Source organism: Alistipes provencensis (genome assembly GCF_900083545.1).
Classification (GTDB): Bacteria; Bacteroidota; Bacteroidia; order Bacteroidales; family Rikenellaceae; genus Alistipes; species Alistipes provencensis.
This window is the reverse complement of sequence record NZ_LT559262.1, coordinates 170,207-183,970: the sequence shown is the minus strand read 5'-3', so window position 1 is coordinate 183,970 and position 13,764 is coordinate 170,207. Positions and strand designations below refer to the sequence as shown.

The 13,764-nt window shown below is 54.3% G+C and carries 6 protein-coding genes and 1 tRNA gene; all 7 read left to right on the top strand.

The window, feature by feature from the left end; all coding sequences use genetic code 11:
- Positions 1 to 165 precede the first annotated feature (165 nt).
- The 7 genes from BN5935_RS00880 to BN5935_RS00850 all read left to right on the top strand — a co-directional run bounded on the left by BN5935_RS00880 (position 166) and on the right by BN5935_RS00850 (position 13,745).
- Positions 166 to 3,210 carry a SusC/RagA family TonB-linked outer membrane protein gene (locus BN5935_RS00880; protein ID WP_064974418.1) on the top strand — a complete coding sequence of 1,015 codons (3,045 nt, stop codon included), beginning with the start codon at positions 166 to 168 and terminating at the stop codon, positions 3,208 to 3,210.
- A 36-nt stretch (positions 3,211 to 3,246) separates the two neighbouring features.
- Positions 3,247 to 4,728 (top strand): RagB/SusD family nutrient uptake outer membrane protein, encoded by a 1,482-nt coding sequence (locus tag BN5935_RS00875; RefSeq protein WP_064974417.1) that lies wholly within the window; start codon positions 3,247 to 3,249, stop codon positions 4,726 to 4,728.
- A 309-nt stretch (positions 4,729 to 5,037) separates the two neighbouring features.
- Positions 5,038 to 5,110 (top strand) — tRNA-Phe (locus BN5935_RS00870).
- A 446-nt stretch (positions 5,111 to 5,556) separates the two neighbouring features.
- Complete coding sequence (locus tag BN5935_RS00865) at positions 5,557 to 6,534, top strand: FecR family protein (RefSeq protein WP_082943973.1); 978 nt, start codon at positions 5,557 to 5,559, stop codon at positions 6,532 to 6,534.
- 64 nt (positions 6,535 to 6,598) lie between these two features.
- Positions 6,599 to 9,904, top strand: coding sequence for a SusC/RagA family TonB-linked outer membrane protein (locus tag BN5935_RS00860; RefSeq protein WP_235820967.1), 3,306 nt, complete (start codon positions 6,599 to 6,601; stop codon positions 9,902 to 9,904).
- 20 nt (positions 9,905 to 9,924) lie between these two features.
- Entirely contained in the window at positions 9,925 to 11,793 is a 1,869-nt protein-coding gene (locus BN5935_RS00855; RefSeq protein WP_064974415.1) for a RagB/SusD family nutrient uptake outer membrane protein, read from the top strand.
- A gap of 23 nt (positions 11,794 to 11,816) precedes the next feature.
- Entirely contained in the window at positions 11,817 to 13,745 is a 1,929-nt protein-coding gene (locus tag BN5935_RS00850; protein WP_064976781.1) for a BT_3987 domain-containing protein, read from the top strand.
- Positions 13,746 to 13,764: the final 19 nt, after the last annotated feature.

The window sequence follows — 13,764 nt, the reverse complement described above, 5'->3', positions numbered from 1 at the left end:
TGCGCGGCGTCATAAATTTATTTATTACACGCTTAATGCCAAACGATTAGTTATTTTTATAGAAAATCCGCCTAAAACAGTGTTAATTGTCGCATTTTTAGGGATTTATTCTTAATTATTCCCGTTGCTTGTTTTTTATTTTAAAAAACTAATTGATTAACGCTTATGGTAAGAAAAATTCTACTGACGTTAATTGCTGTTCTGGGCCTCTGTGCATATAGTTTTGCCCAGAACCGGCAGGTGACCGGAAAGGTCGCCGATGCGCAGGGAAAGCCTGTCGCCGGTGCGACCATTATGATCGACGGAACGTCGACCGGTACGACTTCTGCGGCGGACGGCCGCTTCTCCATCTCCGCTCCGGTAAACGGAACGTTGGTGATCTCTTTCATCGGCTATGAAACACAGTCGGTTGCCATTTCGGGCAAGACGGCCGTGAATGTTACTCTGACCGAAGACGCCCATGCGATCGACGATGTAGTCGTAACCGGTTACGGTGTGCAGCGCAAGGCCTCGTTTACCGGCGCCGCCTCCATCGTCGGCGACGAAGTGCTTGCCAAGCGGACCGATGCCAACTTCGTCAAATCGCTCGAAGGCTCCGTGCCGGGTCTCCAGATGAACAATTCGACCAGTGCGCCGGGTGTCTGGGGTTCGGTGTATGTGCGCGGCCGCGGATCGCTCAGCTCGGGTACCCAGCCCCTTTATGTGATCGACGGCATGCCGGTCAACTCCGATATTGAGGACAATTTCGACAGCCGTAGCAACAACTGGTTCGATCCGATGTCTTCGGTCAATCCCGCCGACATCGAGAGCGTCACCGTGCTGAAGGATGCCGCTGCCACGGCCATTTACGGTTCGCGTGCCGCGAACGGCGTGATCGTCATCACTACGAAAAAAGGTACGCAGGGCAATTTCAACCTCAATGTCGACATCAAGCAGGGCTTCGTCTCGATGGCAAACAACACGATGAAGTTGGCCAATGCGCAGGAGACGGCGAAACTCTTTTCCAACGGATATGCCGACACTTATGCCGGGTATACACCCGCCGACGTCTACGGTGTTCCGCTCGATTCGTGGTCCGATTTTGTCACGATGGCTTACGACTGGGACGGTAAGTCGTCCTACGATTGGATGGATGCCATCACACGTCATGGCTACTATCAGGATTACAACCTCAGCGCTTCAGGCCGCGTCGGACAGACAGGTTACTATGCCAGCATGGGCTACCTGAATTCAGAAGGACTGGCGATCGGTTCCGATCTGGAGCGTTTCTCGGGCCGTGTGAATCTCGACAGCAAATTCAAGTTCTTCACTGCGGGTATCAATTCGTCGTATTCCTACTCGATTCAGAACGGATTCTCGGAGTCCACGGCCGGTTCGATGAACAGCCCTACGACACTTGCCTTATCGGGACGCACGCCGCTGGATCCCATTTACGATGAGAACGGCGATTACCTGTACGCTACCGACTTGGTGAACAACTATCCCCACCCGCTGGCGGTCGTGGACTCCAAACTGGGCAGTCTCTACCGCACCAAGGCCCAGACGGTCAATATCAATCCCTACCTGCAGGTGGATTTCGGCAAGGGTATCTATGCCAAGACCACCCTCGGCGTGAATATCACCGATCAGAACATCTACACTTATTACAGCGCTCTGTACGACCCGAACGGTGTCGATTCGAACGGTAAGGGCCTTGATTTTACCTCGAAAAGAAGCGTTATCACATGGACCAACGTGCTGGGCTGGAATTATACGTTCAATGAAAAGCATGCCGTCAACCTGATGCTCGGGCAGGAGATGCAGCGCAAATACTACAACTATTCGGTGATCGAGGGTGTCAATTTCCCGCTGGCCGGCGAGGGCCTGCGCGACCTGACCACCGCCGGTTCGTGGAACGATTCGGCCTACTACAAGTCCGAGGCGACGCTGGCATCCTATTTCCTCGATGCGCACTATGCTTACGACGACAAGTACTATGTGTCGGGCTCGTTCCGCCGCGACGGTTCGTCGGTGTTCGGCACCGACAACCGCTGGGGTAACTTCTGGTCGGTGGGTGCCAAGTGGCGCATCACGGGCGAGGAGTTCCTGAAGGACAACGAGATTGTGACCAATGCCGCACTGCGCCTCTCCTACGGTACGGTGGGTAACCAAGATATCGACTGGTATCAGGCCCGCGGGTTCTATTCCGCCGGTTACAACTACAACAGCAAGCCCGGTATGGCCCCTTCGGGCTTTTCAAACCAGCAGTTGACGTGGGAGGTTGCCAAGAAGTTCGACGTGGGCTTCGACCTCTCGTTCGTCAACCGCGTACACCTGACCTTCGATTTCTACAACGAGGAGACCAGCGAAGCCCTCTACGAAGTGCCCCTGTCGATGACTACGGGCGCTACGTCGATGATGCGCAACGTCGGTACGATCCGCAACCGCGGTATCGAGTTCTCGGTGAATGCAACAGTGATGCAGAAACGCGATTTCCGCTGGAACGCCTATGCCAACGTTACATGGAACCAGAACCGCGTCATCAAGCTCGCTACCGACGATCCGATCGAGTCGCCTTTCATGATTATCGAGGAGGGCCGTCCTTTCCGTCAGTTCTACATGAGGGAGTATGCGGGCGTAGACCGTGAAACCGGTATGCCGTTGTGGTATCTCGACGAGTCGGGCGACGAAACGACCAGCGATTACAATGCGGCGGCCAAGCGTTATGTGGGCTCTGCCGATCCGAAAGTGCTGGGCGGATTCGGAACCGGCATCAACTGGAAGGGCCTCGATTTCAATATCGACTTCACCTACCGTCTGGGCGGTAAAGTCTACAACCAAGGTGCAGCATTCACCGGTTACGGCATGTCGCTGATGACCCCGCTCCGCGACGTGGCCCTCAATTCGTGGACGGAGGCCAACAAGGATGCCAAGTACCCGCAGTACATTCTCGGAGACCCCTACAATGCTACGTCGGACTCCTCGCGGTTCCTCTACAGCGGCAACTACCTGAAGATCGGAAACATCACGCTGGGTTATACGCTGCCCGCGAAGTGGACCAAGAAAGCTTTCATCCAGAAACTGCGCGTCTATGTGTCGCTCGACAACGTCTATACGGTCATGGCTGACGATTTCGTGGGTTACACCCCCGAAACCTTTACTTCGGGTATCATGGCTTGGCAGTATCCTGCCAACCGCACTTTCACGGGAGGCGTCCAGATTACCTTCTAACGTATGCAGTGTGATAATTTTAAGAAACGAACGATTATGAAAAAACTGATATTGAAAGCATTTGCACTGACGGTTCTGGCCGGAGGGGTTGCGGGCTGCGGGAACAGCTTCCTCGAGACCGATTATTACAACGGAATCGAGAAGGAGACGGCCCTCAATTCGGTCGAAAATATTTCGATCGCCCTCAACGGCGCCTACTACCAGTTGTACCGCTACTATTTCGCCGGCAACTATGCTACGACCATCGGCGACATCCCTACCGATCTTCCCTATTGGAACACCGGAACGCAGCATTTCAACGACATTTACACCTACACGCTGACCGATACCGACACCTATCTCTATTGGATATGGAACTACGGTTACAAGGTGATCGACAACGCAGCCCGTCTGATCGAGGCCGTCGAGAACCTCTACGACGCAAGCACGGATGACGAAAAAGCCGAACTGGACCTTTGCAAGGCCGAAGCCTACGCACTGCGCGGATATGCCCAGTTGGTGCTGGTCAACATCTTTGCGCATCAGATCAAGGCAAATGGCGCCGACTTCTCGTCGAAGCCCGGCATCGTGCTGGTAGACAAGCCGATCCAGCCCTTCGAAAAGGTTTCCCGCGCGACGGTCGGCCAGAGCTACGAGGCCATTGTCAACGACCTGAAGGATGCGCTCACGCATTTCACCGCGGCCGGCGGCGACCGGGGCTCGCTCTTCTATTTCGGGGAGGCGTCCGTTCACGGACTGCTGGCGCGCACCTACCTCTACATGGAGGAGTGGGACGATGCCGCCAAGCAGGCTCAGGATGCGCTCGATGCGGCGGAGATCACGACCCTCATTTATGACAAGGTTGCTTATAAGGCGCTTTACAACGGTGGAGAGTCGAATACCGAAAGCATGTTCGCGTTGGCAATCAACGCGACGCAGAACTGGCAGGCCCAGTCGTGCGGTACGATTTGGTCTACTTACAGTTACAGCCCGAGCCTCTGGTTGCAGTCGCTCTATAAGGACACGGACTGCCGTACCAATGTCTGGGTTCTTGGAAAGGACAACAGAGGCCGCCCCGTATTCAACGGCGGCAAATTCGCCCATTTCTCATCGGGCAACAACAACTACGGTACCTGCTATATCGTCAATGCCCCCGAAATGTTCCTGATTATCGCCGAGGCTAACGTACAGAGCTCCACCGGGTCGGTTCCCGATGCCCAGAACGCCCTGCTGACCGTGGCCAAGCGTAATTCGGCGATCACCTCGACGAGCGACCTGCCGTCGACCAAGACCGACCTCATGGCGTTCATCAAGGAGGAGCGTGCCCGCGAGCTTTTCCAAGAGGGTCTGCGCCTGTACGATTTGCGCCGTTGGGACGAGAAAGCGCAGGTGTATGCGAACAATGCCACTACGATTTCGTTCAAGTTCACCGACTACAAGATTTCGGATTTGGTGTACCCGATTCCGGTCGATGAAGTCAACGCAGGTTTCGGCGTTGCGCAGAACGAGGGTTGGAGCAGCACGCTCCCGAGCCTGTAGGTTTGCTCGAACGACGGATTTTAGAGGCCGGTTCCCTGTGGGAATCGGCCTCTTTTTGGCCCGCCAGCCACCGGAACGGGGGATTTTGCCGTGCAGGGAGGGATAAAATATCGACAAAATCGCATGTGATATTTGCAGAATTGAATTTTTTGCTTACCTTTGCACTCGCAATGAAACCGAAATGGGTATCGTTCTTTGCAAAAACGACTGTGTAAACCACGTTGTAAACCGAACTGAAAAGGTCGGGTGTCAGAGAAAAAGATCGGGTTTCGTAATCATTTGTAACAGAGTTTTATAACTCAACAGGATGGTGCCATAGCTCAGTTGGTAGAGCAAAGGACTGAAAATCCTTGTGTCCCCGGTTCGATTCCTGGTGGTACCACATTGAAAAGAACGACTTACAGCGATGTAGGTCGTTTTTCTTTTGTCCTTTCCGATGATGCGGTTTGGTCGTAGTTTAAACCGTTGTTTAAACCATGAGCGCAACAGTCGAAGTGTAATAGACATAAAAAGCAACCGGGTGTGTTATTTCTGCCCGAAGAATTTTATGATAATCCATTCCTAATATTTTCCCGGTACTGCGGGGCCCGTTTTTTTCTTTATATTAGCCGTATTCGCCTTTCTTCAAACCTGTCTCGGCCTTGATCGATAGAACGCCGGCTGCTTTGTCGCGCGGGCTTTTGTCTTTTAATATGTAAAGAAGGAGGTATTGTGTTAAGTGATTAGTTCCGTGGATGATAGATCGAAAAGAACGCGTGAGCGGCTCCTGTTTTTCAGAAAAAATGAAATCAATGGTTTAGTAACTTTATCGCTATAATCGTAATATATATGAAAAAGCAAAAATTTATGAAGAGAGAAATAGACGAATCCATGCTCATCGATTTCCTTGCAGGACGTTTAGACCGTTCGGAGCAGGCCATGGTGGAGGAATGGTACGATGAGTCGGAGCAGAATAAAAAGACCCTTGAAGATATTTATTACATATCTTTTCTCTGCGACTGCGCCGATGTCATGAAAAATGTCGATGTGGAATATTCTCTACGACAATTGCGGAAACGTGTCGCCGAAAACGAGAGGCGCACGAAGAGCCGTTTCCCCATTCTGTTGCGCCGCATCGCTGCGTACGGTGCTGCGGCCATGGTGATCGTGGCATTGTCCGTTGCCGTCTTGAAGCAGGCATCGGAAAGAGCGCGTTTTGAGGAGGTCTATGCCGAGAACAGCGCTGTCGAAGTCGCTTTGCCGGACGGGTCGATGGCTCGTCTGCAACCCGATTCACGAATAACATATCCGGTCCATGCCGATGGACGCGAAAAATACGAGGTGGACATCGAGGGCGAGGCGCGGTTCGAGGTGGTGAAACAGACAAACGGCCGGAGCTTCGTCGTGAAGGCGTTGGAAACGCGAGTTGTCGTGCGGGGAACCTCGTTCGATGTGCATGCCCGTCAGGACGACGACCTGATCACGGCCGTACTTCACAGCGGGGCGATCAATTTTGTGGCGGGCGATCGGGTGGTAGAGATAAGTCCGAATCAACGGGTGGCCTACACGCGCACCGACGGCAATATACAAGTTTCCGAAGTGAACACTGAGCGCAGTTTCGCACATGAGGATCTCGCTGAGGTCATCAAGGTGATAGCCGGCATGTACGGTTGCGAGATCCGGCTGGATGATGCCTCGCTTGGACAGATTAAGTTCACGGGTACCGTCAGCAGGGATAACGAGCTGGGGCACACCATGAACGTAATCACGCTCACGACCGGCACCCGGTTCCGTCTGGAAGGCGATACCGTCGTGATTCACAAATGATATTTTAACCAAATCAATTCACTAACTATCTAACCAATTATGAACTTTAATTATGAAAAAACGTTTGACTATTAGATTTCTGCAACGCGTTGCGGTTGTGCTCGCCATCGCCATGGCAGCCTTTTTCCCGGAAGGCCATGCGCAGGATGCACGTCAGGTTACCGTCCGTAATGCCACGACTCTGAGCGGGTTGATCGACCAGATAGAGGGCAGCTCCAGTTACCGGTTTTCGTGGCAGGACGACCTGATCAGCGGCGTCACCTTCCCTGCGGTCAATATGGTCGCACCGATAGGGGAGGTGTTGAGCACCGCTCTGCGGACTACGGATATTGATTTTTCCATTCAGCAGTTCAATGTCATTCTCACCAAGAAAGTCAAGCAGGCTGCCACACCCCCCCCCGCCAAGAAAAACCATACGGTTACGGGATATGTGAAGGATGCGGTCACCGGCGAACCGATGATCGGGGCGACGGTCTGGTTGAAAGATACCGCCATCGGTACGAGTACCGACGTGAACGGATTCTACTCCATTACCTTTCCTTCGAACTATCTCGTACTCAGCTTCTCATATCTCAGGTATGAGGCGCAGGAGGTTGTCGTGGGCGAACGTACTGCCATAGACGTAAATCTCGTGCCATCGTCGAACGACATAGACGATGTGGTGGTGGTCGGCTACGGCCGGCAGAAAAAGGCCAGTGTCATCGGTGCCATTTCCACGGTGGCCATCAACGATCTCAAGGCTCCGGTCGCCAAGATTTCCAACAATTTGGCCGGACAGCTCGCCGGTGTGGTATCGGTTCAGCGTTCGGGAGAGCCCGGTGCCGGTTCTACGTTCTGGATTCGCGGTATCAATACGTTCGGGGAGGCCAAGTCGCCGTTGATTCTGGTCGATGGTATCGAACGCGATCTGGACCTTGTCAATGTCGACGATATCAAGGAGATGTCGATTCTTAAGGACGCTTCGGCCACGGCGATCTATGGCGTGCGCGGAGCCAACGGCGTCGTGATGATCACGACGCGCGACGGAGAGGTCGGCAAACCCCGGGTCTCGCTTTCGGTGGAAGGAGGTCTGGTGTCGCCGACGAAGGTGCCCAGCATGCTCAATTCGGTCCAGTTTGCCGATATGTACAATCAGGCTGCCGGCAGCAAGTATTACGATGACAACGCGATCGCGCTGTACCGCAACGGTTCCGATCCCGATCTTTATCCCAACGTGGACTGGCTCGGCGAGCTCTATAAGAATTATTCATGGAACGAAAAGGTGAATTTGAGCGTGAGCGGCGGCGGCGATATTGCGAAATACTATATCTCGGGTTCGTTCTACAACGAAGATGGTCTGTTCGCGGTCGATAACATGAAGAACTACGACACGTCGCTTACCTATCAGCGTTACAATTTCCGGTCGAATGTCGATGTGCAGATATTCCCCCACACCAAACTCAATATCAATCTGGGCACCTCCTTTGAACGGAAGAACGAGCCCGGCGGCGACACGAAAAAAGTGTGGGAATATGCTTTGTCGACGGCTCCCAATGCCTTTCCGCTCTTCTATTCCGACGGTTCGCTGGCTGGCCCGGGCAACAATCAGGTCAACCCCTATAACGAACTGACCCAAAGCGGTTACAAGGAGAAGTTCTGGAACACGGCTACATCCACCGTCAACCTCGTACAGGACTTCGGCTCTTGGATCACCCCGGGACTCACCGCCAATGTCAAGGTGGCTTTCGATGCCCAGAACTACCAGAGCCTCGAACGCACCAAGCAGCCTCCGCAGCACATGGCTCTGGGGCGCGACGACGACGGCAACCTGATCTTCGGGGAGCCGACGGTCGTCGGGCAGGAGACGCTCTCCTATAAGGAGTACGCCACCGGACAGCGCTCGTTCTATCTGGAGGCGGGCATAAATTACGGCCGCACGTTCGGCCGGCATACCGTCGGAGCCCTTTTTCTCTACCAGCAGTCGCAGAAGAACTACACCGACACGAAGAACTCGCTGAGCGAGAAGGCGCTGCCGTACCGTCATCAGGGTATTGCGGGAAGAATCACCTATAACTTCGACAACCGTTATTTCATCGAGGGCAACTTCGGTTACAACGGTTCCGAAAACTTCTCGCCCAACCACCGTTTCGGCTTTTTCCCGGCGGGAGCCATCGGCTGGCTGCTCTCCGAGGAGAAATTCTTCCAGCCGCTGAAGGACATATTCGATATGGTGAAGTTCAAGGCTTCGTACGGCATTGTCGGTAACGACAAGATCGGCGGCGACCGTCGTTTTATCTACAACGAAACGGTTCTGACGAAGGACGCCGGTTCCTATCAGTTCGGCAGTACGAATACGACCTACAACGGTATCCGTTTAGGCAACTGGCCGAACGACGAGGTGGGCTGGGAAAAGGCATACAAACTGAACGTGGGCGCCGAGATCTCGCTTTTCGGCAAACTGAAACTTCAGGCCGATTATTTCCGGGAGCGCCGCGACGGTATCTTCCTTCAATCCAAATCGATACCGGGCATCGCGGGTCTGTCTACCCAGCCTTGGGTCAATGTCGGTAAGATGAAGAATCACGGCGTCGACGCTTCGCTCGAATATTACCAGCAGATAGGGCAGGTGCAACTGACCATGCGCGGTAATTTCACCTACGCCCACAATACCATCGTCGACAACGACGAACCGGCATGGCGGGAGCCCTATATGAATCGTGTGGGCCAAAGCAACTGGCAGACGTTCGGGTTGGTGGCCGCGGGCCTCTTTGCCTCGCAGGAGGAGATCGACGGCTGGCCGACGCAGGCGTGGGGAGTCGTTCAGCCCGGCGACATCAAATACCTTGATCTGAACGGAGACGGCACGGTCGACGAATATGACGTCAAACCGCTCGGCTATCCCGACATTCCCGAGATAACCTATGGTTTCGGCGCTTCTGTCAAGTGGAAGGGTTTTGACTTCTCGGTATTCTTCCAAGGAGTGGGCAATGTCAATTTCTTTGCCAACAATACCTATACGCAGCCGTTCTCGGCAACCAATATCTCCATGGCGAATGTCTTTACCGATCTGGTCGGGAACTATTGGACGCCGGAGAACCTGAATGCCAAATATCCCCGTTTGACGACCTCCGTCAATGAAAACAACAAGCAGGTGTCGAGTTTCTGGATGGTCGACGGAAGCTATATCCGGCTGAAGAATGCCGAGATCGGCTATACGCTGCCCAAAGCTTGGGTCAACAAGATGAGGATCGAGGGCCTTCGTATCTACATATCGGGTATGAATCTGCTGACATTCAGTGATTTCAAACTCTGGGACCCCGACCTGCAGACGGGTGCGGCCAACTATCCCAACAACAAAGTCTATAACATCGGCCTCTCGCTGACATTCTAATTCTGAAAAAGACGATACATATGAAAAAGAGCATCATAATTCTTTGTTTCACGGCGTTTCTGGCAGGCGGATGCGAGTCTTACCTCGATCGCCAGCCCGATGAGTCGTACATGTCGGGCAATATCTTCGAAAAATACAGTTCGACATTTTCCTATCTGGTCAACGTGTATAGCTGGATATTCAACGAAACCGACCCCAGCGGCCAGCAAAACCACTATACGCCCTCTTCTGACGAGGCTGCCTGCGCTTTCCCCAGCCGTATGTTCGCCCTGTCGAACAATTCGACGTGGTCGGTGAATTCGGAAGACACCCAGAAGAGTTACAAGATCCAATATTGGCTCAACTATTACAAGGGAATCCGCGAAGCCAGCTATTTTATCGCCAACGTCGGCCGCTGCCCGGAACTGACTCCCGACGAGGTGAAGGAGTGGGCCGCAGAAGCCCGTTTCCTCCGCGCTTACTACTATTTCAGTCTGATGCGTCTCTATGGTCCCGTCGTGCTGCTGGGCGAGAATGCGGTGGATTTCAACGATCCCGCTCTGCGCGAGGTGGACCGCAACACATGGGACGAATGTGTCGAATGGGTCAGCAACGAGTGTGACGCCGCCGCCGAGGATCTGCCTCTGGAGCAGCCGGCCTCGTTCTATGGCCGTGCCACCAAGGGAGCCGCACTCGCTCTGAAGGCGCGTCTGCTGCTCTATTCGGCGCGTCCGCTGTTCAACGGCAATCCGATGTACGTCGGTCTGAAAAATGCCAAGGGCCAATACCTCTTCCCCCAGTCGCCCGATGAGAGCAAATGGACCAAGGCCGCCGATGCCGCATGGGATGTTATCGACCTCAATCAGTATGAGCTGATCGGTACGGGCAACCCTTATGCGGACCTGAAAAATGTTTTTATCCGCAACTGGAACAACGAATTGATCTTTGCCTATCAGAAGACCAGTTACAGCCACCGGGTAGCGACCATTCCGCGGGGTGTGGGCGGCACGTCTTACGGCGGCGTGGCCGTAACGCAGAAACTGGTCGATGCCTTCGCCATGAAAAACGGACGTTATCCCATTACGGGATACGGGGCCGACGGGAAGCCGGTCATCGACGCGGCTTCGGGTTATTCGGAACGGGGATTCTCGTCGTTCACGCATCCGATTCTGAACCAGACGATGTCGACCTACAACATGTACGTCGACCGCGAACCCCGGTTCTATACGTCGGTATTCTATGAGGGGCTGAAATGGATCGGAGGATCGTATACGCTCAACAAGGTGGAGTTCTTCTACGGCGGAAATTCGGGCGCCGGGCCGAGCGCCGGAGGCAGCAACTTCTCGCTCACGGGTTACCTCCCGTTCAAATTTCAGGACATCAGCTTCAACAGCACCACCTTGGGCAGCAATCAGGCATTGTGGACCGCCCTGACTTGGCCGCTGTTCCGCTACGCCGAAGTGCTGCTCAATTACGCCGAGGCTCTCAACGAACAGCCCGAGCGGAACGAAACCGATGCGCTGGTCTATCTGAATATGATCCGCAAACGGGCCGGAGTGGACGATATAGAAGACGTGTATCCGGAGGTTGAGGGGAATCAGGTGCTGTTGCGCGAAATGATCCGCCGCGAGCGCATGCTGGAGCTGAACTTCGAGAACCATCGCTTCTTCGACACCCGTACATGGGCCATCGCCGAGCAGGAGGATGCAGGGGCGGTTTATGGCATGAACGTGATGGCCCAGCCGGGCAGCGACGCCCAAAGCAGCCCGTTCTGGGAAAGGACGGTTATCGCATCGGACGGCGGCAATACGCCTTCGACCCGGGTGTTCCAGAAGAAGAACTACCTTTTGCCGATACCCCAGTCGGAAATCGACCGTCTGAAAAATATTACCCAGAACTATCAATGGTAACAGTACAAAACAAGCATTTTGTCATGAAAAAGTTCAAATATATTGCCTCCATATTCGCTGCTCTGGGGATGTTGTCCGTGTCTTGCGAGAATGAACGCGACACCAACCTGCCCGATGCCGCAGTCTACATCGTCAACGACGGATTGCAGGTTTCCGAAACGTTTTACGCCGTCGACGAAAGCGCCAAAACGCCTGTCCGTATATTCCGCTCCGGATATTTCGACCAGACCGTTACGGCATCCGTCCGGCTGTCGGAAAAGGCTCTGGCCGACTATAACCGGGCCAACGGCACCGACTACAAACTGCTTCCGGAGGATAATTATGAGGTGGACGCGAATTCCGTCGCCCTGACAAGCGACAACCGCACGGGCAACCTCTATGTGACATTCACCGATCCTGCGGCGCTGTTCGCCTTGAAGGAGAGCGAGGGGCTGGACAATTATGTGATCCCGCTGGAGCTTGTTTCCGACGGCAACGTAAATAGCGAGCATAACTCCATTCTGATCCTTCCCGATGTGCTGGAACAGGTGCTGCTGTCGTTCGATCAGGCGGATACGCAGTTTATCGTGGACGGCGGGGTGTCGCCCGACGAGCAGAAACTCACCGTTTCGGTGGCACGGCCGCTCAAGGAAGATGTTGTGGTCCGGCTGGATATGTCGCAGGATGCGATCGACTGGTATAACACGACGCACCACGCCTCTTTCCGGCTGCCGCCCGCCGGTTTTGCTTCGATCGCCGAGAGCTCTCTCGTCTTGAAGAGCGGTCAGACCAGCGTCTCGACGACCTTGAGCATCGACCCGTCGAGATGGGACGGGGCGCCTTGCGCCGTTCCGGTGCGTCTGGTTGCCGACGGGCTCGCGGTCAACCCGGACAAGGAGTGCCTGCTGCTCCATTATGCGCCCGCTTCCGACGATTTCAACATGTACGAACCACTGGACCGTTACGACTGGAAAATAGACGGTCTGTACTACCACGGTACGGTCGGCGGCTCCGGCAAACAGATCCCGACCCTGTGGAGGATCATAGACGGCCTTACCGTCAACAGTTTCTGGGATGCCCCTTATAGCTCTTCGGCGGTAGCCAATCCCAACAACGGGAAAATGCCCATTGATTTCACGATCGATTTCGGGGCGGTGAAGACCATATGCGGCATCGGAATACGCAACCGCGACGGGTCGGCTTGCGACCGCCTGAAAGCCGGATACTTCGAAATATCCAAGGACGGCGCCAATTGGGTGCGTGTGGCCGAATTCGGGTTTGTCAAGGGACAGGTGGATGCAAATCGGGACTATAAGTATTGGTTCGAGCCTGCCGAAGCCCGTTATATGCGCATGACCATCACCGAGTCCAACTCGATAAACGGTAATGGGTACTATGAGGCTTCGCTGGCTGAGGCCTATGCCTATGCTCCCGCCGCCAAGCCTTATAAGCCGCTGAGCAGGCTTTCGCAAACCGGCTGGTCAGCGGATGCCAACTCCTATCAGAACAACGACACGTGCGGAAAGCTGATCGACGGCAACGAAGGCGGCTCCCACTGGGAAGCCGGCTACAACTCGGGTTCGAAGACGCCCAATAACCTGAAGGTTCCCTTTGTCATTCAGGTCGACATGTCGTCGGCACAGTCTATCGACGGAGTCGAAATGTGGCGCAGGAACACCATCGGCAAGAATGAATCCATCTTCGGCCTGAAGTCCGGAAGCATCTGGGTTTCCGAGACCGCGGACGACAGCGACTGGAAGACTTCGACGGCATGGCAGACCTCCGGAAAATGGACCAAAGCCGGTGAATTCGATTTCGAAATGAACGCCTCCATACTCGTCGGGCCGTTCTATTATATGCTGCCCCAGACGACGAAGGCGCGTTACATCCGTATCTATATCACGGATTCCAACGATAAGAACGCGACGCGCGACACGGCGGCGATCGGCGAAATCTTCGCCGTGAGAAAATAAACAACCTGTTAAAGCGGTT